17 protein-coding genes and 1 tRNA gene are annotated in these 22,670 nt (G+C 67.1%); 7 read left to right on the top strand and 11 right to left on the bottom strand.

Going from position 1 to position 22,670, the window contains the following annotated elements; translation table 11 throughout:
* Window positions 1-38: 38 nt before the first annotated feature.
* Window positions 39-926 (bottom strand): branched-chain amino acid aminotransferase, encoded by an 888-nt coding sequence (locus tag F6X51_RS10430; protein ID WP_150963310.1) that lies wholly within the window; start codon window positions 924-926, stop codon window positions 39-41.
* 196 nt (window positions 927-1,122) lie between these two features.
* Between F6X51_RS10430 and F6X51_RS10425 the strand changes: the two genes are divergently transcribed.
* From F6X51_RS10425 to F6X51_RS10405, 5 genes are all read left to right on the top strand, one after another.
* Window positions 1,123-1,692, top strand: a complete 570-nt coding sequence (locus F6X51_RS10425; RefSeq protein ID WP_150963308.1) for a MarR family winged helix-turn-helix transcriptional regulator — start codon at window positions 1,123-1,125, stop codon at window positions 1,690-1,692.
* Window positions 1,692-2,411, top strand: coding sequence for a response regulator (locus F6X51_RS10420; protein WP_150963306.1), 720 nt, complete (start codon window positions 1,692-1,694; stop codon window positions 2,409-2,411). The genes F6X51_RS10425 and F6X51_RS10420 overlap by 1 nt, the downstream gene beginning before the upstream one ends.
* A gap of 6 nt (window positions 2,412-2,417) precedes the next feature.
* A complete protein-coding gene (locus F6X51_RS10415; protein ID WP_150963304.1) occupies window positions 2,418-3,824 on the top strand; it encodes an ATP-binding protein in 1,407 nt (468 codons plus the stop codon).
* A gap of 189 nt (window positions 3,825-4,013) precedes the next feature.
* Entirely contained in the window at window positions 4,014-4,211 is a 198-nt protein-coding gene (locus F6X51_RS10410) for a hypothetical protein (protein ID WP_150963302.1), read from the top strand.
* Window positions 4,212-4,363: 152 nt separating this feature from the next.
* On the top strand, window positions 4,364-5,545 hold the full coding sequence (locus F6X51_RS10405; RefSeq protein WP_150963300.1) for a pyridoxal phosphate-dependent aminotransferase: 1,182 nt from the start codon (window positions 4,364-4,366) through the stop codon (window positions 5,543-5,545).
* Window positions 5,546-5,553: 8 nt separating this feature from the next.
* Here F6X51_RS10405 and F6X51_RS10400 read toward each other — a convergent pair whose 3' ends face one another.
* From F6X51_RS10400 to F6X51_RS10390, 3 genes are all read right to left on the bottom strand, one after another.
* Window positions 5,554-6,090: a DUF533 domain-containing protein gene (locus F6X51_RS10400; RefSeq protein WP_246696737.1), complete on the bottom strand. Its 537-nt coding sequence runs from the start codon at window positions 6,088-6,090 to the stop codon at window positions 5,554-5,556.
* An 80-nt stretch (window positions 6,091-6,170) separates the two neighbouring features.
* Window positions 6,171-9,314, bottom strand: coding sequence for an efflux RND transporter permease subunit (locus tag F6X51_RS10395; RefSeq protein ID WP_150963298.1), 3,144 nt, complete (start codon window positions 9,312-9,314; stop codon window positions 6,171-6,173).
* 18 nt (window positions 9,315-9,332) lie between these two features.
* The gene (locus tag F6X51_RS10390) at window positions 9,333-10,535 is read right to left on the bottom strand and encodes an efflux RND transporter periplasmic adaptor subunit (protein WP_246696748.1); all 1,203 of its coding nucleotides are present in this window, start codon (window positions 10,533-10,535) and stop codon (window positions 9,333-9,335) included.
* A 219-nt stretch (window positions 10,536-10,754) separates the two neighbouring features.
* Between F6X51_RS10390 and F6X51_RS10385 the strand changes: the two genes are divergently transcribed.
* Window positions 10,755-10,937, top strand: coding sequence for a hypothetical protein (locus F6X51_RS10385; RefSeq protein ID WP_150963294.1), 183 nt, complete (start codon window positions 10,755-10,757; stop codon window positions 10,935-10,937).
* Window positions 10,938-11,076: 139 nt separating this feature from the next.
* Here the strand turns inward: F6X51_RS10385 and F6X51_RS10380 are convergent, their stop codons facing one another.
* Window positions 11,077-11,331: a DUF6894 family protein gene (locus F6X51_RS10380; RefSeq protein ID WP_150963292.1), complete on the bottom strand. Its 255-nt coding sequence runs from the start codon at window positions 11,329-11,331 to the stop codon at window positions 11,077-11,079.
* Window positions 11,332-11,992: 661 nt separating this feature from the next.
* On the opposite strand from F6X51_RS10380, the gene F6X51_RS10375 reads away from it, so the two are divergent.
* Window positions 11,993-12,082: transfer RNA gene (locus tag F6X51_RS10375), tRNA-Ser, on the top strand.
* Between the two features lie 521 nt (window positions 12,083-12,603).
* Here the strand turns inward: F6X51_RS10375 and F6X51_RS10370 are convergent.
* From F6X51_RS10370 to aceE, 6 genes are all read right to left on the bottom strand, one after another.
* Window positions 12,604-12,840 (bottom strand): hypothetical protein, encoded by a 237-nt coding sequence (locus F6X51_RS10370; RefSeq protein WP_150963290.1) that lies wholly within the window; start codon window positions 12,838-12,840, stop codon window positions 12,604-12,606.
* A gap of 474 nt (window positions 12,841-13,314) precedes the next feature.
* A complete protein-coding gene (locus F6X51_RS10365) occupies window positions 13,315-13,647 on the bottom strand; it encodes a hypothetical protein (RefSeq protein WP_150963288.1) in 333 nt (110 codons plus the stop codon).
* 1,016 nt (window positions 13,648-14,663) lie between these two features.
* Window positions 14,664-16,373 carry an NAD-dependent malic enzyme gene (locus tag F6X51_RS10360; RefSeq protein WP_150963286.1) on the bottom strand — a complete coding sequence of 570 codons (1,710 nt, stop codon included), beginning with the start codon at window positions 16,371-16,373 and terminating at the stop codon, window positions 14,664-14,666.
* A gap of 69 nt (window positions 16,374-16,442) precedes the next feature.
* Window positions 16,443-18,290 carry a dihydrolipoyl dehydrogenase gene (lpdA, locus tag F6X51_RS10355; protein ID WP_150963284.1) on the bottom strand — a complete coding sequence of 616 codons (1,848 nt, stop codon included), beginning with the start codon at window positions 18,288-18,290 and terminating at the stop codon, window positions 16,443-16,445.
* 49 nt (window positions 18,291-18,339) lie between these two features.
* Window positions 18,340-19,638: a dihydrolipoyllysine-residue acetyltransferase gene (gene aceF / locus F6X51_RS10350; RefSeq protein WP_150963282.1), complete on the bottom strand. Its 1,299-nt coding sequence runs from the start codon at window positions 19,636-19,638 to the stop codon at window positions 18,340-18,342.
* Between the two features lie 110 nt (window positions 19,639-19,748).
* A complete protein-coding gene (aceE, locus tag F6X51_RS10345; protein WP_150963280.1) occupies window positions 19,749-22,424 on the bottom strand; it encodes a pyruvate dehydrogenase (acetyl-transferring), homodimeric type in 2,676 nt (891 codons plus the stop codon).
* Window positions 22,425-22,670: the final 246 nt, after the last annotated feature.

The raw sequence follows: 22,670 nt of genomic DNA, 5'->3' as shown, positions 1-22,670 counted from the left end.
GGAGCCCGGTTCCGGGCCCTGTCGCCGCCCGCGAGCCCTCAGGCGGCGTGCGCCTTCGGCTGGACCTCGGCGCTGTAATCGTCCATCAGGGTCTTGGTCATCGCCGCCGGCGTGAACCGGTAGGGCCCGATCTCGGAGACCGGCGTGACCTCGGCGGCCGACCCCGTGATGAAGCACTCGCTGAAGCTCTCCATCTCCTCGGGCCGGATCCGCCGCTCCACCACCTCGAAGCCGCGGCGGCGCGCCAGGTCGATCACGGTCTGGCGGGTGAGCCCGTCGAGGAAGCGGTCGGCGAGCGGCGTGTGGATCACCCCGTCCCGGATGAAGAACACGTTCGCGCCGGTGCATTCCGCAACGTTGTCCTCCCAGTCGAGCATCAGGGCGTCGGCGTAGCCCCTGTTCTCGGCCCGGTGCTTCGAGATCGTGCAGATCATGTAGAGGCCGGCCGCCTTCGAGGTCGAGGGCGCGGTGCGCGGGTCCGGCCGGCGGTAATCCGCGATGTCGAGCCGGATGCCCTTCATCTTGGTGGCCGGGTCGAAGTAGCTCGGCCATTCCCACGCCGCGATGGCGAGGTGGATGGTGTTGTTCTGGGCCGCCACGCCCATCATCTCGGAGCCCCGCCAGGCCACCGGCCGCAGATACGCGTCGGACAGCCCGCTCGTCTTCAGGACGAGCGCCTTCGCGGCCTCGATCTCGTCGACGCTGTAGGGAACCGTGAAGTCGAGGAGCTCGGCCGAGCGGCGCAGCCGCTCCGAGTGCTGCCGGCTCTTGAAGATGCGGCCGCCATAGGCCCGCTCACCCTCGAACACCGCCGACCCGTAGTGCAGACCGTGGCTGAGGACGTGAATCTTGGCCTCCCGCCACGGCACCATGGCGCCATCGAACCAGATGGTGCCCTCGCGCTCGTCGAACGGGATCACGGACATGGCGCTTGTTCCTCGTCGCGCGGGCCGCCGGGACGGGACCGCGGGGTCAATCGATCGGGCTTGAAGCCGGCGGGCGGGCGCGGGCGCGCGGGCGCCGGAGCCCCGTCTTGCCGGAAGGCTTGACGGGTATCAACCGGACTGAGATATGTCAACAACACTGACTTAAATCGGGACTGACCGAGACGTGACACGGCCCATGACGCGCGAAGAGGTATCGGTGGCCGGGATCGCCGAGGCTCCGGGCCGGGACGCGCCGGAGGCGCAGGGCCGGGACGCGCCGGAGGCGCAGGGCGTCGCGAGCGACGACCTGATCGAGCTCCTATTCTTCGCCTACCGGGACTTCGTCGGCGATCCCGACCGGATCCTGGCCGAGTACGGGTTCGGGCGCGCCCACCACCGGGTCCTGCACTTCGTCGTGCGCTATCCCGGTCTTACGATCGCCGAACTTCTCGATATCCTGCGGATCACGAAGCAGAGTCTCAACCGGGTGCTCAAGGACTTGATCGAACAGGGCTATGTCGAGCAGAAGACGGGCACCAGCGACCGGCGCCAGCGGCTCCTGTTCTGCACCGGCGCGGGGGCGGATCTCGCCGCCGACCTCACCCGCGTGCAGACGCGCCGCGTCGCGCGCGCGCTCGCCGACCGCGCCGAGCCGACCGGCGCCTCCGCCGCCTCGGCCCACGATTTCCTCCTCGCCATGATCGAGCCCGACGAGCGCGCCGCCGTCTGCCGCCTGATGGCGCGCCGCTCGCGGGGCACCGCCTGATGTCGGGCGGGGCCGCCAGCGCGCGCTACGAATTGTCCGATCAGGCGCCCCACGTCCTCGTGGTCGATGACGACCGGCGCGTGCGGGAGCTGCTCTCCCGCTACCTGTTCGAGCAGGGCTTCCGGGTCACGGCGGCGGCCAACGCGGCCGAGGCGCGGGCCAAGGCGCAGAGCCTCGTCTTCGACGCCATGGTGCTCGACGTGATGATGCCGGGCGAGAACGGGTTCGACTACGCCCGCAAGGTCCGCGAGACCTCGCGGGTCCCGATCCTGATGCTGACGGCCCGCAACAACACCAACGACCGGGTCCTCGGCCTCGAGATCGGCGCCGACGACTACCTGCCGAAGCCCTTCGAGCCCCGGGAGCTGATCCTGCGGCTCAACAACATCATCAACCGGGCCTCCGGGCCGAGGCGGGATTCGGGCGGCGACGTGGTGACGTTCGGGCCCTTCTCCTACCGGATCGAGCGGGGCGAGCTGCGCCGCGAGGACGAGATGATCCGCATCACCGAGCGCGAGCGCGAGATCCTGACGATCCTGGCGGCCGCGGGCGGCGCCAATGTCGAGCGCGACGCGCTGGCGGGGAACGGGGGCGCGGCGGCGGAGCGGACCATCGACGTGCAGATCAACCGGCTGCGCCGCAAGACCGAGGTCGACCCCGCCAACCCGACATTCCTCCAGACGGTGCGCGGCGTCGGCTATCGCCTCGTCATCGACTGAGCCGCGATGAACGCGCCCGACCCCGCCCTGGCGCGGATGATGCGGGAGGCGCGCCGGGTGCGCGCGACGATGCCGGGGCCGCTCACGCTCTGGCGCAGGCTCGCGCGGGCGATCGGCGACGCGCTGCCGAAGGGCCTCTACGCCCGGTCGCTGATCATCATCATCGCGCCCGTGGTGCTGCTCCAGTCCGTGATCGCCTACACCTTCATGGAGCGGCACTGGCAGCTCGTGACGAAGCGCCTCTCCTCCGCGGTGACGGCCGACATCGCTGCGCTGATCGACATCTACGAGAGCTATCCGCAGGACAAGGATGCCGAGACGCTGACCCGGATCGCGGGCGAGCGCCTGAGCCTCGACCTCGACGTCCTGAAGGGCGCCAGGCTCCCCGCACCCGGCCCGCGCCCGTTCTTCTCCATCCTGGACGAGGCCCTGTCCGACGAGATCAAGCGCCAGATCGGGCGGCCCTTCTGGATCGACACGGTCGGCCGCTCGAGCCTGATCGAGATCCGGGTCGCGATTCCGGACGGCGTGATGCGGATCACCGCGCGGCGCAGCCAGGCCTACGCCTCGAACTCGCACATCTTCCTCGTCTGGATGATCGGCTCGTCGCTGGTGCTCCTCGGCGTCGCGATCCTGTTCCTGCGCAACCAGATCAAGCCGATCCTGCGCCTCGCCGCCGTCGCGGAGGGGTTCGGCAAGGGCCGCGAGATCGAGTTCCGCCCGCGCGGCGCCCGGGAGGTGCGGCAGGCCGGGCACGCCTTCATCGAGATGAAGCGGCGCATCGAGCGCGCGATGGAGCAGCGCACGACGATGCTCAACGGCGTGAGCCACGACCTGCGCACCATCATCACCCGCTTCAAGCTCTCCCTCGCCCTCGTGGAGCAGACGCCCGAGGTGGAGGACCTCCTGCGCGACGTCGACGAGATGAGCCGGATGCTCGAGGCCTACCTGGCCTTCGCGCGGGGCGATTCCGCCGAGCCCGCCGCGCCGACGGACATGCGGGCGCTGCTCGAGGACCTCCGCACCGATGTCGAGCGCCTCGGCGCGCACGTGGCGGCGGTCGACCTCAACGGCTCGCCCCTGGTGACGGTCCGGCCCGACGCCTTCCGCCGCTGCCTGTTCAACCTCGCGGCCAATGCCGCGCGCTACGGCGAGACCGTCGCGATCTCGGGCCGGGAGGAGGCGCGCTCCTTCCTGGTCTCGATCGACGACGACGGGCCGGGCATCCCGCTCGAGAGCCGCGAGGAGGTGTTCAAGCCGTTCCTGCGCCTCGACGACGCGCGCCAGGACGCGGGCGGCTCCGGCCTCGGTCTGGCCATCGCCCGGGACATCGCCCGGGCCCATGGCGGCGACGTCTCGCTGCACGACAGCCCCCTCGGCGGCCTGCGGGCGACGGTGCGCATCCCCGCCTGAGGATCGACCGGCGCGATCGTCCCCGCGGCGCTCCGGCCGCGAGCCCGCGCCGTCAATCGCCGCGGGCCGGCAGAATCTTTCGCCGGGGGTGTCCCCAGCACGGCCCGGCGGTGCTATGCACGGTCGCTTTTTTCGCGAAACCGACGCCGTGGGCGATCCCGGCGGTCCCTTCAGACGTGAGTGCCGACCATGAACCCGCTGACGCCGCTCCTCATCCTCGTGCTCGTGCCGATCGCCGCCATCGGCGCCGTGCTCTACACCGATCAGGGCATCGAGCCGGCCTTGTTCTACGCCTCCGTCAAGACCTTCGTGATCCTCGGCGTGCTCGGCGTCGCGCTGTCCTACGCGGCGAGCCGCCTCGCGGACCGCTCCAACACCAACGGCTGAGGCATGGGCGCGGGCTGTGCCGGCCCGGTCCCGGCGGCCCCGATCCTGGCTGCACGATCCTGGCTGCACGATCCTGGCCTGCACCAACCTGACCGGGGCAGGATGGCCCCGACGCCGTCCGTCCTGAATCGTCCCTGAGAGGAGGCCGCTCCATGCTCACGATCGTTCCCGCATTCGGGCGTATCGGCGAGGAGAACGCCTTCGCGGTGCTCGCGCGCGCCAACCAGCTGGCCTCCGAGGGACGCGACATCGTCAATCTCGGCATCGGGCAGCCCGACATGCCGACGCCGGCCCATATCGTGGAGGCCGGCATCCAGGCCCTGCGCGACGGGCACCACGGCTACACGCCCGCCACCGGCATCCTGCCCCTGCGCGAGGCCGTGGCCCGGGACATCCATCGCCGCCACCGGGTCGAGGTCTCGCCCGAGAGCGTCCTGATCGTGCCCGGCGGCAAGGTCACCATGTTCATGGCGATCCTGATGTTCGGCGAGCCCGGCGCGGAGATCCTCTACCCGGACCCGGGCTTCCCGATCTACCGGTCGATGATCGAGTTCACCGGCGCGACGCCGGTGCCGGTGCCGATCCGCGAGGCGAACGGCTTCGCCTTCTCGGCCGAGGAGACCCTCGGCCTCATCACCGACAGGACCCGCCTCCTGATCGTGAACTCCCCCGCCAACCCGACGGGCGGCGTGACGCCGAAGCGCGAGATCGACGCCCTGGTGGCGGGTCTCGCGCGGCATCCGGACGTGGCGGTGCTGTCGGACGAGATCTACGGGACCATGACCTACGACGGCGAGGCGCACCATTCGCTCCTGGCCTATCCGGAGATCCGGGACCGGCTGATCTACCTCGACGGCGCCTCGAAGACCTACGCGATGACGGGCTGGCGGCTCGGCTGGTCGGTCTGGCCGAAGCCCCTCTACGATGCGGCCCGCAAGCTCGCGGTGAACGCCCATTCCTGCGTGAACGCCGCCACCCAGTGGGCCGGCATCGCGGCGCTCGACGGCCCGCAGGATTGCGTGGCCGAGATGGTGGCGGAGTTCGACCGGCGCCGGGCCCTCGTGGTCGAGGGCCTGAACACCCTGCCGAACGTCTCCTGCATCACGCCGAAGGGCGCGTTCTACGCCTTCCCGAACGTGGAGCGGACGGGCTGGAAGGCGAAGCCCCTCGCCTCGGCGCTCCTCGAGGAGGCGGGGGTCGCGGTGATCGGGGGCCCGGATTTCGGCGTCCACGGCGAGGGCTACATCCGCCTGTCCTACGCGAACTCCGCCGAGAACATCGCGCGGGCGCTCGAGCGCATGCGGGCGTTCCTGACGGAGCGCGCGGGCGGCTGAGGCCGGCCTCAGCCGGCGAGCGCGCGGTCGACGCGCCCCGTCGCCGCCTCGGGCACGTCCAGGGCCTCGGCCAGCATGCGCAGGAACTGGCGCTCCTGCAGCGTGTCCGCCTCGATCGCGAGGCGCGCCGCCGCGTAGATCCGGGCCGCCGCCTCGGGATCGGTCACCGGGTCCGCGATCGCGTCGATGCTGGCAGGGTCGGCCAATTCCGCCTCGAGCCACGCCCGGCCGTCGCGGTCGAGACCGGCCGCCTCGACCGCCTCGTCGAGGCGCCGCCGCTCGTCGGCATCGACCAGGCCGTCCGCGACGGTCGCCGCCACCATGGCGCGCAGCATCAGGCGCGCCTCGTCCTCGTCGACCTGCGAGAACGGCGTGTCCGGCGCCGCCTCGGGCTCGCCGCCCCGGATCGCCCGGAAGGCGAGGCCGGCGATCAGGGCGAGGCCGCCCAGGGCCGCGCCCGCCGCGAGGCTGCCCCGGCGGGAGCGCACCAGCGCGTCGACCATCTTCGTCGCACGGGCATCGGGCTGGGCATTCACATCGGCCATCGTGGTCTCTCCGAACTCAAGCACGGGTTCGGTGCGGCAACGACGGAGCGGCCCGATGGGTTCAGCCGAGGGTCTCGCCCCTATTCCGCCGCGACGCGGGGCGGCGTGTAGGTCCGCCCATCGTTGGCCGCGTAGCCCGGATGCGCGAAGGCGGCCTCGTCCTCGGGATCGTCGCGCTTGCCGACGAAGCGGCTGAACAGGCGGACCAGCCCGCGCGAGAGATCGTCCATCAGGACGAAGAAGGCCGGAACGAAGACGAGGGACAGGCCCGTCGAGACGATCAGGCCGCCGATCACCGCGATCGCCATCGGGGCCCGGAACTCGCCGCCGATCCCGAGGGCCATCGCGGAGGGCACCATGCCGGCCGCCATCGCGATGGTGGTCATCACGATAGGCCGGGCGCGCTTGCGGCCCGCCTCCACGATCGCGGTCGCCCGGTCGACGCCCCGCGCCATCTCCTCCACGGCGAAGTCGACCAGCATGATGGCGTTCTTGGTCACGACGCCCATCAGCATCAGGATGCCGATGACGACCGGCATCGAGATCGGCTTCTGGAAGATCAGGAGCCCGAGGATCGCGCCCCCGATCGAGAGCGGCAGCGAGAACAGGATCGTGACGGGCTGCAGGAACGAGCCGAACAGCAGCACCAGCACGCCGAACACCATCATCAGGCCGGCGCCCATCGCCATCGCGAAGCCTCCGAAGACCTCCCCCATCACCTCGGCATCGCCGGTCTGGCTGATCGTGACGCCGGGCGGCAGGTCCTTGGCGGCGGGCAGGTTCATCACGCTCTCGATGAGCGAGCCGAGGGCGTCGGAGCCCTGCATGTCCGCCTCGAGGGCGACGCGGATCGAGCGGTCGTAGCGGTCGATCGCGGTCGGGCCCTGCCCGAGGCTGAGGTCGGCGACCGTGGACAGGGGCACGGCCGCGCCGCCCTTCACCGGCACCTTCAGCGTCTCGATCTCGGCCAGATCCCCGCGCAGCCGCTCGGGCAGCTGCACCCGGATCGGCACCTGACGGTCGCGGGCGTTGAACTTCGCCAGATTGGCGCCGATGTCGCCGATCGTGCCGACCCGGACGGTCTCGGCGATGAGATCGGTCGAGACGCCGAGATCGGCCGCGATCCCGGGTTTCGGCACGATGCGGATCTCGGTGCGGTCGAGGGGCGCGGTCGAGATGACGTTGACGAGGTGGGGCAGCTGCGCCGCCTCGCGCTGGAGGCGCGCCGCGACCTCGGCCACGGCGGCCTTGTCCGGCCCCGCGATGATCAGCGCGAGGTCGCGCTGGCCGCCCTCGCGCAGGGCCCAGAAGCGGATGTCCGGCTCGTTGCGCAGGATGGTGCCCACCTGCACGTCGATCTGCTTCTGCGTCAGCTCGCGGGCGTTCTTCGGGGTCAGGTTGATGGTGAGCGTCGCGAGGCGCACCTCCTTCTTGCCGGGGAGCTGGCGCCCCCCGTCGATGAAGACGCTGCGGACCTCCGGCATCGCCCGGATCTTGTCCACGAGACCGTCCGTGACCCGGACGGTCTCGGTCAGGCGCGCCCCCGGCGGCAGCTCGACGACGAACAGGGTGCGGGCGGCGTCCTCGGCCGGCAGGAAGCCCGCCGGGAGCAGCCCGGTCGACATGATCGAGGCGGCGAAACAGGCGAGGCCGGCGACCAGGGTGACGTACTTATGGCGGACGGACCAGGCGACGAGGCGGGTGTAGCCGCGCATCACGATGCCGTCCCGGGTCTCATCCGGTCCGTGGTCGCGCAGGAAGTAGGCGGCCAGCAGGGGCGTGATCAGGCGCGCCACGAGGAGCGACATGAAGACCGCGGCCGCGATGGTGAGGCCGAACTGCTTGAAATACTGCCCGGCGATGCCGCCCATGAAGGAGACGGGCGCGAAGATCGCGATGATGGTCGCCGTGATGGCGATGACCGCCAGCCCGATCTCGTCGGCGGCCTCGAGCGCCGCGCGGTAGGGGGATTTCCCCATCCGCATGTGGCGCACGATGTTCTCGATCTCAACGATGGCGTCGTCGACTAGGATGCCCGTCACCAGGGTGATGGCGAGCAGGCTGACGGCGTTCAGCGAGAAGCCGAGGGCGCTCATCACCCAGAAGGTCGGCAGCACCGAGAGCGGCAGCGCGATCGAGGCGATCAGCGTCGCGCGCCAGTCGCGCAGGAACAGGAATACCACCACGACGGCGAGGGCCGCCCCCTCGATCAGCCCCATCATGGCCGAGTGGTAGTTGCCGACCGTATTGGTGACGGAGGTGTCGATCAGGTCGAAATGCACGCCCGGATTGGCGGCCCGCAGGTCGTCGATCTTCCTGGCGACGCCCACCGAAACCTCGGCGTCGCTGGCGCCGGCCGCCCGGGAGATCGCGAAGGCCACGACGGGCTCGCCGTTGAAGCGCGCGAAGGTGCGGGGCTCCTCGGCGCCGTCGACCAGGGTGGCGAGCTCGTCGAGGCGGACCTTGCGGTTTCCCGGCACCACGATCGAGGTCGCCGCGAGGGTGTCGAGGCTGGCCGAGGCCGCGAGCGTCCGGATCGACTGCTCCTGGCCGCCGACCTCGCCGCGCCCGCCCGCCATGTCGGCGGAGGTGAGGCGCAGCTGCCGGTTCACGTCGGCCGCCGTGATGCCCAGCGCCAGCAGCCGGTCGGGCTTCAGGGTGATGCGCACCTCGCGCGCGACGCCGCCGAGGCGCTCGACGCCCGCGACGCCGCGCACGCCCTGGACCTGCCGCGCCACCACGTCGTCCACGAACCAGGAGAGGTCCTCCGGCGTCATCGCCGGCGCCGAGGCGCCGTAGGTCATGATCGGCAGGCCCGCGATCTCGACGCGGTTGATGATCGGTTCGTCGATGGTGCGCGGCAGGTTCATGCGCACCTTGGAGACCGCATCCTTCACGTCGTTGACGGCGCGGTCGGTGTTCACCTCGAGCCGGAATTCGATCGTGGTGACGGAGGATCCCTCCGTGATGGTGGAGAGGATGTGCTTGACCCCCTTCACGCCGGCGACCGAATCCTCGACCCACTTCGTCACCTGGGTCTGCAATTCGGAAGGCGCGGCCCCGGCCTGCGTGATCGTCACCGACACGATCGGGATGTCGATATTCGGGAAGCGCGTGATCGGCAGGGAGCGGAAGCTGACGAGGCCGAGCGTCATCAGTACGATGAACAGCACGATCGAGGGCAGCGGCTTGCGGATGGCCCAGGCGGAGATGTTCAGGCGCATGATGCGGTCTCCGATCGATCAGCGGGCGACGGCATCGGCCTGGACGGTCGCGCCCGCCTGCGGCACGGCCCGGACGCGGTCTCCGTCGCGCAGGAAGCTGCCGGCGCGCGCCACGACCGCATCCCCCTCCGCGATGTCGCCGCGCACCTCCGAGAAGCCCTCGGCCGACAGGCCGGGCGTGACCCGCCGCGCCTCGACGCGCTCGTTGCGCACGACCAGGATGCTGGCGCTCCCGTCCGCGCCGAAAAGGAGGGCCGAGACCGGCACCGCCACGCCCCTGCGCCGGGCGACCTCCACGGTCCCCCGCGCGAAGGCGCCGATGCGCAGAGCGGGATCGTCCTTCAGGGACACCCGGACCTTGCCGAGGCGCGTCATGCGATCGACCTCGGGATAGACCCGGCGCACCCGCCCCTCGAGCTTGCGCCCGCCGTCGAGGTCGAGGCGTGCCGGATCGCCGACCTTGAGGCGGCTCATCCAGGTTTCCGGGATCTCGCCCTCGAGCTCGATCTCGCCCCGGGCGATCAGCCGGAACAGCGGCTCGCCCGCGGCGGTCGCGGTCGCGCCGATGCGCGCCGTGCGCCGGTTGATGATGCCGGCCTCGGGGGCCCGGATCTCGGTGCGCGCCCGCTTCAGCGCGATCTCGGTGCCCTGCGCCTTTGCGGTGGCGAGGTCGGCCTCGGCCGCCTGGAGGCCGCCGCGCGCGGCGGCGAGTTTGCCGTCCGCGGCCTGCGCGGTCGAGACCCGCTGCTCCAGGGTGGCGGCCGTGGCGTTCCCGGTCCGGATCAGCGACTGCGCCCGCTCGAGGGAGAGCTTCGCCTCCGTCTGCGCGGCCTCGGCCTGGACGATCTGGCTCCTGGCCTGCACGATCGCGGCCTCGGCCCGGGCGATCGCCGCGACGTTGGCGGCTTCCTGCGTCTCGATCATCTCCCGCGACAGGCGCGCGAGGACCTGGCCCTTCGCGACCCGGTCGCCCTCCTCCACCAGAAGCTCGGTGATGCGGTAGCCCTCGATCTCGGGCGCCACCAGGATCTCGTCGCGGGGCACGAGCGTCCCGGTCACGACGGCGCGCTCAACCACCTCGCGCATGGCCGCCGATGCCACACTCACCGCGGGTGCGAGCGCGGCGGGGGCCGGCACGGAGGCGGTCTCCACCGCCCGCGCCGGGCCGAAGCCCAGCGCGACGGTCAGCACGAGGGCGGCGCGGAACGCGCGATGGGGCAGGGTTGGCACGGACCAGTCTCGCTTAACCGGGCCGGAACGCCCGCGCCGGCATCCTGCAGGGAAGCCCGGCGCTTTCATGGCGTCAATCCGGCAGCATCACCACGGAGGGCCGGAACGTGGCGGAATCGTTCATGATTAGTTCCATTCCGAACGCCGACCTGCAACCAGTTGCCCTCACCATCGTTACCAATTCGTCAACGCCCCACCCGGAGCCGCTCCATGAGTATCTTCCAGATCAGGCAGAAGACAAGCGGTGCCATTCTCTGGACGGGCTCGGCCGACAACGAGCAGATCGCCCTCGACGCCATGGCCCGGGAAGCCGGATACCGCGATTACGCCTCGCTGCCCGAAGCAATCCGCGCCCCCGGACTTGAGACCGCAAAGCTCGACATGATTTCCTGAGGATTTTTGATCTCGGTCTGATCTCAGCGTAGCTTGAGCGATCAGCGCGAGTCCTTTGCGCTAAGCATTCAACCTCAAATACTTTGTGCCCTGTCCTGGCCTGATGCCGCAGGCCGACCAGCTCCTCGCTGCCTCAGCGTCAGTGCACGGGTCCCTTCCGTCCGCTTTGCACCGTCAGAACTTCCGAGAACGGCAACTCGAACACGATCTCGTCCGCCTCGTCCGTCACGACCATGGCCGCGGTGAGCAGCCGCGCATCGCCGCCCGCCGCCATCAGTTCCGCGATCACGCCCCGCGCCGCCTCCCAAGCCGCATCAGCATTCGCCAGCACGCGAACGAACGGCTCCGCGGGCACATCGTCGCCGACAACGACCTGGAAGGTATAGCGGGGCATCGCGACACTCGCGGCATGAGGAACGCCAGCTTGGGGCGGCGATGAAGCGACGATAGCGGCACCCCAACCTGGCGTCACGGTCTCGCTGGACTTGGACCTGCGATGCGTGACCCTGCGCTCTCCTGTCGGATTTCGGCTGCCAAGGCGCGAACACCCTCACGGGATCCCCGGGGTTTTCCCCGGACGCCCCGAGGCCCGCCCCTGCGGCCCACATCGCTGAGACGCAGAACGACCCACCCTCGACGAATAGCCGCACCTAGGTTCATCTCCGGGAGTTCGCCCGGTACCCGGGCGTTCCGGTTTCAGATTTCTTCGATAATGACCCCGACCCCGTCAATGCATCCGCACCCGATCAGAGTTCCCGCGAGATCCTGGAGCTCTGGATCCGCGATCCGCAGGTTCGGCTACGCTGCCTCAACCTGATGCGATCCTGCGCAGCCAAGGTCGAGCCGCCGCCGGATCTTGTCCCGGCCCAATTCTGACGCCTCCTCGGCGTCGCAACCATGCCGAAGCGGCAGCACAGCCACGCCACCGATTTTTGCTCGCCGGATCGTGCCCTTCTGCCTTGCACAGCGCGGGCGTGGCGAGTACAGCACGCCCACCCGGAACGTCCGGATTGGCCCAGGCGCGCAGGCGCCTCATGCCGGTCCGCGCTGGGTAAGGAGGGGTGGCCGAGTGGTTGAAGGCGCACGCCTGGAAAGTGTGTATACCGGAAACGGTATCGCGGGTTCGAATCCCGCTCCCTCCGCCAGTTTATACGTCTTAGTCATCACTGAAGCTCGAGATGTTGAGGCGATTGCTCGCGAGATTGGCCGGCGACGGTGAACAGCCGGGCCAGTACAACGTGCGACATGTCGGCGATAAGATTGATCTCACCAATCTGTTGGATCGTACCGGGTGAGCGCGTATCGCTCGGCGACAGCCAAAGGTGACCGGTTGCCCAGGTTCGTGGTCGCATCCGAAGCAACCGACCGGTAGCCCAGAGACGCGTACAATCGGGCGCGGTCGCAGGAACTCTGAAAAATGCCGATTCTCTCGGCAACGCTGCAGCCCTTCGAAGTTAGCGCCGAGATCTGATCGACGTCCAAAGTTGAGGCGGGCACCAATGGTGACATTCCCAGCGATGTCCTTGCAGCTCGTACAATTTGACCTCGTGCCGCTCGAACAATCCACCAAAGCCCACGACGGTCGAAATCATTCGGCCGGCGACTCTCAAGACCGGTCGGAGCATGGTGGATCGTCAGACCTGGATGATGGAGGAGCCCCGAGCGGTCATATCGCTGCGGGGCTCGTCCTTTTTAGCTCTCTCGAGAGATCTCGTGGGTTCGTAGGCTTCCCGAAATCCTTCTGGCCCTCTCTCAAATCCAAGATCTCCTGCTGCACCTCGATGAGCCGCGGCATCAATGCGCCGATTGCCGATGGATCGCCGCTGGTGCCAGGATTCTTGATCTCGCTGTTCAGGCGCTCGAACTCGCGCTCCAACTCGGCCAACTTGTCGGTGTCGGTCATTCAGTTCCCTTCCAGTCGTCGGCAGCGCACCGCGTTGCTGAGAGGCTGGTAACACAGGATGCTGCTGACGGCTCCCTTCGCTGAGTCGCACCGCTCCTCTCGGCGGCCGATGCTCCGCCAGAGATGCTGCACCGGTCTCGGCATCGCCGGCATCCTCGGAGCCTCGTGAACAGGCGAGCCCCGCGAAAGCGCCAGGCATTGTGCTCTACGAAAGTGTCGACCGATAGGATCCCCTATTCGCAATCATTCCAGCCAGATCGGGTTCGTTGCACAACTTTGAGACTCGACGAGTTCAATCGTGTGCCACTCGAATTTTTTCAAGTTCGGATGAGAATATGTTGGTTGGTCTGATCGTCATCACGCTCGAGTTGTGCAGCCCCTTGGCTGCCTTATGCCGATTGGACCGGATGCAGCAGGACGCCGCGCAATCTGTCTCGGGATCGGCGGGCGATAAAACGCCGGGGAATCCAGCGCTCAGATCATCTCGTAGGCGAAGAAGACTGCGACACCGGTTATGCAGAGCAACCCGATCAGAAAGAGATTGTCCGCCACCTGCTCGCACAGGCGACTCAGCCTCGGCCGGTTCTCGATCCGCGTCGAGAAGTGAGACGTTACGGCGCTGAACAGGAAGAAGACGGCAGCGACGCCAGCGACCTCGTCGACCCGGCTCGGACCGGCATCACGCTCAAGAAGCTTCACGAGACCGATCAGCGTCGTGCTGATTCCGATCATCGTGCTGGCTGTTGGTAGGATATGGCGGCCCGAGACGCCCGTTAGAACGACCGGTTTGCTTAGCTGATCGACCACTTCCGTTCCTCCTAATCCGCCTCTTGCCAATCGACAGGGCGTTTGTGAGGCGATGAGGTCAAACCATTTCCGGTTGATTGGCTCGGGGCGGATCCCCGCTGAGGCGACGTGGGATCAGGCCGTTGGCCTTCGTGCGGAGGCGAAAAGGGCCCACATCGTCGATCATCTGAGCGTTGAGGAACGGGGCTGGCGTACTCGCATCAGTGCGGAAGCCTGCGCGGCAAGGCACGATCAGGCGATCTGGCTTCTGGCCCAGGGGAGATGGTGTCGGTTGTGGCCGCCGTCACCGGCTTCGTGCCGCGCGGGCTGAAGCAACTGGCCCGCCGCTACAATCAGTTCGGGCCCGACGCGCTTGGCGACCGCCGCCGCCGCAACGGCGCACCTGCGCGGTTGGTGACGCCCTGTTCGCGCAGGAAGCTGGCGCGGGTCAGGAGCGCCCCATCCTGCTGCTGGTCGACGGCTCCGACTGGCACACTGAGACCGGCCTCGCCGTCTCCGAGGGCTTGCGATTGATCGATCGGCCGCCCTCCACCCCCGAACTCCAGCCCTCCGAACATCTCTCACGGCTCGTCGACGAGTCCATTGTCAATCAGCACTTCGCCCAATGGGCCGAGATCCAAGACCGCGTCGAGCAGCGCTGCCGCGACCTCGGAGCCCAACCAGACACTTTGCGCGATCACACCCTCTTCCGCTGGTGACCTCAGAGAGCAAGACCGAACTGATCAACCCGAAACGGTATGAAATCTGATCATGACCTACTGATGTGTGGTCACAGACTGAAGTGCTCAAAATAATCTATTAACTCAATGGCCGTCGACTTGGTTATGCGTCGGCTGCGATATTGTTTGGCATTTACATATTGGCTATCCCGTGCGCTGCACTGCGTTGGTCGGCGTGCTTTCATGGTTTCGTTCAGTCGAAACTCTCAGGGCCAAGTCAATCGAGGTTCCCCGAACAGCCATCGACTGTATCGGGTGCTGACGGCATGCGAGGTCCCGTCTTGACCAAGTGCCATCTCAACCTCCGCGCCGGTACGGCCGGTAGACCGGCGTCCACATCTTGTTCCGGATCGCCTGATAGATGTCTCCGGCGTCCATTGGCTCGGTGAGCCCTTCCTTGCGCGCTTGCAGGGCGACCGCCTGGGCGACACGCAGCGAGACGTCTCGCAACTCCGAGACCGGCGGCAGGAGATTGGCATCAGGGTTCAGGCGCGCAGGCGACACGTCTGCGAGCGCCCGAGCCGCCGCCATCAGCATCCCGTCTGAGATCCGCCGCGCTTGAACTGCGATGGCGCCGAGACCGATCCCAGGAAAGACGTAGGAGTTGTTGGTCTGATCAACGCGGACGTAGGCACCATTCTTGAGCACCGGCGGGAAGGGGCTGCCCGCGCCCACCACAGCTCGCCCTTCTGTCCAGACCATGAGGTCGGATGGGGTCGCCTCGGTGCGCGAAGTTGGATTCGAGAGCGGGAAGATCACCGGTCGCTTGACCGCTGCCGCCATGGCCCGGATCACGCCCTCCGAGAAAGCCCCGGGCTGGCCCGAAACACCGATCAGAACACTAGGCTGTGCATTGCGAACAACGTCACCAAGCCCGATCCTGCCTTCGCGCTCCAGCGCCCAGTCTGCAACGGCCTCACGTGGCTGCACGAAGGGCTGCTGGAACGGCATCAGATCCGGCATGCCCTCGACCAGGAGACCGTCACGATCGACGAGGAAGAAGCGCCGGCGAGCCTCCGCTTCGCTCAGGCCGTCCTCCATCATCGCCTGCAGGAGGAGCGCGCTGATGCCGCTCCCCGCCCCGCCCGCGCCGAGCACCGCGATGCGTTGCTCGCGCATGGGCACACCGGTGACATTGACCGCTGCCAGCAGCGTGCCGGCCGCAACGACGGCGGTGCCTTGAACGTCGTCGTTGAAGGTGCACAGCCGATCACGATAGCGCTCCAACAGCCGCGTGGCGTTGTCCCGTGCAAAATCCTCCCATTGCAGCAGAATGTGCGGCCAGCGGTCGGCGACGGCCGTTACAAAGGCCTCGATGAAGTCATCGTAGGCCCGGCCACGCACGCGTTCATGGCGCCACCCGATGTAGAGAGGATCGGACAAGCACTCCGGATTGTCGGTGCCGACATCGAGTACGACGGGCAGCGTCGTCGCGGGATGCAGACCGCCGCAACCCGTGTAGAGCGAGAGCTTCCCTATCGGGATGCCCATCCCGCCAGCGCCCTGGTCGCCGAGCCCCAGGATGCGCTCGCCATCGGTCACGACGATGGCCTCGACATCGTCGAAATGCGCGTGGCTCAGGATCCGTTGGATCAGGTCCTTGTGTGGCATGCTCAGAAAGAGGCCGCGCGGCTTGCGGAAGCTTTGACTGAACCGCTGGCAACCGAGGCCGACGGTGGGCGTATAGACGATCGGAAGCATCTCCTCCAGGTGACGCACCAAGAGCGCGTAGAAGAGCACCTCGTTGGTGTCCTGCAGGCCACGGAGGAAGACGTAGCGCGCATAGTCGTTGGGCAGTTGCCGGAACGCTTGCAGGCGGCGAGCGACCTGCTCGTCGAGCGTGGCGATGGTCGGAGGAAGAAGCCCATGAAGCTCGAGTACCTCGCGCTCCGGGTCCGTGAAGCCGGTACCCTTGTTGAGCAGAGGATCGTTGAGCAGGTCGTAGCCGCTGCGGCTGGTCTCGACATAGGGGCCGTCCGCTGTCCCGTAGCCTTGTTCGAGTGCCATGACGGCTTCTCCTCGACTCGTGTGATTGACGACGCGTGAGGGGCTTCTTCCTCGCTCGTTCCTGGCTGCTCAGTGCGCCGGTCGTTTCGGCATGTAGAGATCCGTGATCGTCCCCTCGAAGGCCTCAGCCGCCATGCCGACCGTTTCCGACAGGGTCGGATGCGGATGGACGGTCAGGCCGATGTCTTCCGCATCGGCCCCCATCTCGATCGCAAGCGCCGCTTCGGCGATCAGATCGCCTGCCGACGGTCCCACGATCGCGCAACCGACGATGCGGTCCGTGGCCTCGTCGAACAGCACCTTGGTCAGACCCTCGTCGCGCCCGAGCGAAAGCGAGCGCCCGCTCGCCGCCCACGGAAACACGCCCTTGCCGAGCTTGATCCCCTTGCCCTTGGCCTCGTTCTCGGTAAGCCCGACCCAGGCTACCTCGGGGTCGGTATAGGCGACCGACGGGATCACCTTGGCGTCGAAGAAGCTGTTCTTGCCCGCCGCCGTCTCGGCCGCGACCTTGCCCTCGTGCGTCGCCTTATGCGCCAGCATCGGCTGGCCGACCACGTCCCCGATAGCGAAGATGTGCGCGACGTTGGTGCGCATCTGCTTGTCGACCGGGATGAAGCCGCGCTCGTCGACAATCACACCGGCGGCGTCTGCCCCAATCAACTTGCCGTTCGGACGTCGCCCGACCGAGACCAAGATCTTGTCGAAGGTATCGGTCGCCGGCGCCGAGCCGCCCTCGAAGCTCACTTTCAGGCCCTCGGGGACCGCCTCGACATTCGTCACCTTGGACTTGAGGTAGATAGCCTCATACTGCTTCTGGATCCGCTTCATCAGCGGTGTGACGATGTCCTTGTCCGCGCCTGGGATGATCTGGTCCATCACCTCCACGATCGTCACTTTGGCCCCGAGTGCGTGATAGACGGTCGCCATCTCCAGGCCGATGATGCCGCCTCCGATCACGAGCAGGCGCTGCGGTACGCCATCGAGTTCCAGTGCTCCCGTCGAGTCGATCACCCGAGGATCGCCGTGCGGAATGAACGGCATTTGGATCGGCTCGGAGCCGGCGGCGATGATCGCCTGGTCGAAACCAATGACGTGCTTGGCGCCCTCGTGCTCGACCTCGATCTGGTGCGGGCTCACGAAGCGGGCGGTGCCGGTCACCACGGTGACCTTGCGCTGCTTGGCCAAGCCACCAAGGCCGCCAGTCAGGCGCTTGACCACGCCGTCCTTCCAGCCCCGTAGCTTGTCGATGTCGATCTGCGGCGCCGCGAAGCTGATGCCGTGCGCGGCCATCGCATGCGTCTCGTCGATTACCTTGGCAGCGTGCAGCAGGGCTTTCGAGGGAATGCAGCCGACATTGAGGCAGACGCCGCCGAGACTCGCCCAACGCTCGACCAGCACAACCTTCTTGCCGAGATCGGCGGCCCGGAAGGCGGCGGTGTAGCCTCCAGGCCCAGCTCCGAGCACCAAGACCTCGGCCCGGCTGCTCTCGCCGGCGACCAGGCCTTGCGGCGTCGGTGCTGCGCGCGTCGAGGTCCCGTCCAGGGTCGCGCCCGCGGCTGAGGTGCCGTATCCGGCCTGGCCCTCGCCTGGCTTGTGCGCGCCGTTGCTCATCCCGTCGGCGGCCTGGGCGACCTTGCTCGCCTTGTCGGTGACGCCTGGCTTGGGTGCGCCCGTCTCGGCCGTGGCCTGCATCACGAGGATCAGGTCGCCTTGGCTGATCCTGTCGCCGACTTTGACCCTGACCTCCGCCACCGTTCCGCTGACAGATGATGGGACATCCATGGTCGCCTTGTCGGATTCGAGAACGATCAGAACGTCATCGACCGAGATGCGGTCGCCGGCGCTTACGATCACCTCGATGACTGGGACATCCTTGAAGTCGCCGATGTCGGGCAGATGGACTTCGTTCGTGCTCATCGCTTCACCTCTGGCCTGTCGCGCATGTCTCGTGTCGGTCGGCGCCGCCTCAGAGGGCGAGGCGCCGGACATCCTCCAGGACGTGAGCGAGGTGGCGGGTGAAGCGCGCCCCAAGCGCTCCGTCGACGACGCGATGGTCGTAGGAGACCGCAAGCGGCAACATCAGCCGCGGCACGAATTCCTTGCCATTCCAGACCGGTGCCATCTTCGAGCGCGGCACGCCGAGGATGGCGACCTCCGGCGCGTTCACGAGCGGCGTGAAGGATGTGCCGCCGATGCCGCCGAGGCTCGAGATCGAGAAGCTTGCGCCCTGCATGTCTCCCGCACCGAGCTTGCCATCGCGCGCCTTCTTCGAGATCGCGCCGAGTTCTTGGCTAATCTCGACGATGCCCTTGCGATCGGCGTCCTTGATCACCGGCACCACGAGGCCGTCCGGCGTATCGACCGCTACGCCGATATTGTAGTAGCGCTTGAGGATCAGTACGTCCTTCTCCGGCGAGAGCGAGGCATTAAACTCCGGATGCTGGCGCAGCGCCGAGACCGAGGCCTTGATCAGGAAAGCCAGCAGCGTGACGCGGTAGCCCTTCTCCTTACCCGCGGTGTCGAGCTCCTTGCGGTACTGGTCCATCTCGGTGATGTCTGACTCGTCTGTATGCGTGACGAGGGGTACGTTGAGCCACGAGCGGTGCAGGTGCGGACCCGAGATCTTCTTGATCCGGGCGAGCGGCCGGGTCTCGACTGGGCCAAATTTCGAGAAATCGACGGTCGGGATCTCCGGAATGCCCATACCGCCGGTCATGATTGCGCCGGTCGCAGAGGCTGGGGGGGCGGCTGCACGAGTGAGATGGCCCCTCACATCCTCCTTGGTGATGCGTCCTTTCTCGCCGGTGCCCTTGACCACGGTGAGATCGACGCCGAGCTCGCGCGCGATGCGCCGGACCGAAGGGCTGGCATGAACCTGCGAAAAATCTGTGATGGCGGAGCCGGAGATTGCTGAAGCCCCTGTCGCAGCGGAAGCTGGAGCTGCAACGGCCGCAACTGCAGGCTCCGACTTGGTTACAAGGGCCGCTGTGTCGGCCAAAGCCGGCCCGGCATCTTCCCCCTTCGTGTCGGCGTCGCCCTTCAGTAGGATGATCGGTGAGCCCTCGCTGACCTTATCGCCGAGCTTGATCAGGATCTTCTCGACGACTCCGGCCTGCGGCGATGGCACATCCATCGTCGCCTTGTCGGATTCGAGCGAAACCAACGGATCCTCAGGACCGATTGTGTCGCCCTCCTTCACGAACACTTCGACGATCGGGACGTTCGTGAAATCGCCGATGTCGGGAACCTTGACCTCGATGCCCACTGGCTTTTCTCCCTGTCTCAGCTGTCTACCGGGCCTCTGACGGACCCTGGCGTTCGATCACGATCCGCTGGGGGCGTCTTGAAGCTCGCCCACTGCGCGTCTCGCCAGTCTCACATGGTCCAGGGGCCCGGCTTTCCCGGATCGATGCCATATCTCACGATGGCCTCGGAGACGGTGCTTCCCGGAACCGCTCCCTCCTCGGCGAGGCTGTGCAGGGCCGCGACCGTGATCCAACGCCGGTCGACCTCGAAAAAATCGCGCAGGCGGGCGCGGTAGTCGGACCGACCAAAACCGTCAGTCCCGAGCACGCGATAGCGCCCCGGCACCCAGGTGCGGATCTGGTCAGCGAACAGCCGCATGTAGTCGGTTGCGGCGATCACCGGGCCGGAGCGATCTGAGAGGCAAGTCTCGACGTGAGACTTCCGCGGCGCCTCGGTCGGATGCAGGAGGTTCCAACGCTCGGCCGCCATCGCCTCTCGGCGAAGCTCTGTGAAGCTCGGGCAGCTCCAGATATCGGCCGAAACGCCGAAATCCGCCTCAAGCATGTCGGCTGCGGCGATCACCTCCCGCAGGATGGTGCCGCTCCCGAGAAGCTGTACCCGCAAGCTATCCTTCTTGCCGCCCTTCCTGCCTGCCTTGCCTTCACGGAACAGATACATGCCTTTGATGATCCCGGCCTCGACGCCCTCCGGCATGCCGGGATGCTCGTAATTCTCGTTCATCACGGTGATGTAGTAGAAAATATCCTCCTGCTCCGCGTACATCCGGCGAAGCCCGTCCTGGACGATCACCGCGACCTCGTAGGAAAAGGTCGGATCGTACGAGACGCAGTTCGGGATCGTGGACGAGAACAGGTGGCTGTGGCCGTCCTCGTGCTGGAGGCCCTCGCCATTGAGCGTGGTTCGGCCCGCCGTACCTCCGATCAAGAAGCCGCGCGCGCGCATGTCGCCCGCGGCCCATGCGAGATCGCCGACCCGCTGAAAACCGAACATCGAGTAGTAGATGTAGAACGGGATCGTCGGTGCGTCCGAGTGCGAGTAGGAGGTCGCCGCCGCGATCCATGAGGACATCGCCCCAGGCTCGTTGATGCCCTCCTGAAGCATCTGACCCTTGGTATCCTCCCTGTAGTACATGAGTTGGTTGGCATCCTCCGGCCTATAAAGCTGGCCGACCTGGCTGAAGATGCCGAACTGCCGGAACATGCCTTCCATGCCGAACGTACGGCTCTCATCCGGCACGATCGGCACGATGCGGTCGCCGATGTTCTTGTCGCGCAGGAGTGTGTTCAGCACCCGCACGAAGGCCATTGTGGTTGAAATCTCGCGGCCCGCCGTCTCCTTGAGCTGCGCCGCGAAGGCGGAGAGGGGTGGCACCTGCAGGCTCCGCGACTTCTGCCGCCGCGCCGGTAGCGATCCGCCGAGTGCCTGCCGCCGAGCCTGGAGGTAGCGCATTTCTGGGCTTCCCTCGGGGAAGCGGATAAACGGGATCTCCGTAATTTGCTCGTCGCTCAAATCGATCTGGAAGCGGTCGCGAAACTGGCGAAGAACCGCCTCGCCCATCTTCTTCTGCTGGTGCGTGATGTTCTGCCCCTCGCCCGACTCGCCCATGCCATAGCCTTTGACAGTCTTGGCAAGGATGAGGGTCGGCTGGCCCTTGTGCTTGACTGCGGCGCTGTAGGCGGCGAACACCTTGCTGGGATCGTGGCCGCCGCGGGTCAGACGCCAGATATCGTCATCGCTCCACTCTGCCACCAGCGCCGCCGTTTCCGGATACTTGCCGAAAAAGTGCTCACGGACATAGGAGCCGTCCTTCGACTTGAAGTCCTGGTACTCGCCGTCGACGCACTCCTCCATCAGGCGAGCGAGCATGCCGGAGGTATCGCGAGCAAGCAGCGCGTCCCAGCCGGAGCCCCACAGCACCTTGATCACGTTCCATCCGGCGCCACGGAAATCGGCCTCGAGTTCCTGCACGATCTTGCCGTTGCCCCGCACCGGCCCGTCGAGGCGCTGGAGGTTGCAGTTGATGACGAAGACGAGATTGTCGAGCTTCTCCCGGGCCGCGAGTGCAATGGCACCCAGGCTCTCCGGCTCGTCCATCTCGCCGTCGCCCATGAAGGCCCAGACCTTGCGGCCGTCAGTGTTGGCGTGCCCTCGATGATGCAGGTAGCGGAGGTAGCGCGCCTGATAGATCGCCATCAGGGGCCCGAGGCCCATCGAGACGGTCGGGAACTGCCAGAAGTCGGGCATCAGCCAGGGATGGGGATAGGACGATAGGCCCTTTCCGCCGACCTCCTGACGGAAGGTTAGAAGTTGCTCCTCGGTGAGGCGGCCTTCGAGGAAGGCGCGGGCATAGATACCAGGTGAGGAATGACCCTGGAAATAGATGAGATCACCGCCGTGCGTCTCGCTCGCCGCGCGCCAGAAATGCATAAATCCAGTGTCATAGAGGGTCGCCGCCGACTGGAAGCTGGCGATGTGGCCGCCGAGTTCGGACGATTCCTTATTGGCACGCAAGATGATCGCGATGGCGTTCCACCGAATCGCCGAGCGGATGCGGTGTTCGAGGACGCGATCGCCGGGGTGGGAATCCTGCTTCTCGACCGGGATCGTGTTGAGATAAGCTGTATTGGCCGAGTACGGAACCGGGGCGCCCTTCTTGCGCGCCCCGTCGATCACCCGTTCGATCAGGAAATGCGCCCGTTCCGCGCCCTCGACTTCCAGGACGCCGTCGAGGGAGTCGAGCCACTCCTGGGTCTCGATCGGGTCGAGATCGCGACTGCGCTCCATGTCATCCTCCCTGACGCCCGCTTCGATCGAGCAGGTTAGGTCGAAGATTGCCTTGGTTCGATTTGCGCCCACCCAAGCTGCTGACACTCGCCGCAGACTGTCAGCCGACGGCGCCAAGTGCCGGGATTATTTGAGCCCCTGGGAGAGCCCAAGACGGTTCGCAGCCGGACGGTTTCGGAGAGTTTCGTCGCGACGTACCGCCGACCCCGCCTGGGTTGGATCGCCGATCGGATCGAATTTGCTCAG

Source organism: Methylobacterium planeticum, assembly GCF_008806345.1.
Classification (GTDB): domain Bacteria; phylum Pseudomonadota; class Alphaproteobacteria; order Rhizobiales; family Beijerinckiaceae; genus Methylobacterium; species Methylobacterium planeticum.
Note: the sequence above shows the minus strand (reverse complement) of the source record. Positions and strands in the feature narration are given on the sequence as shown.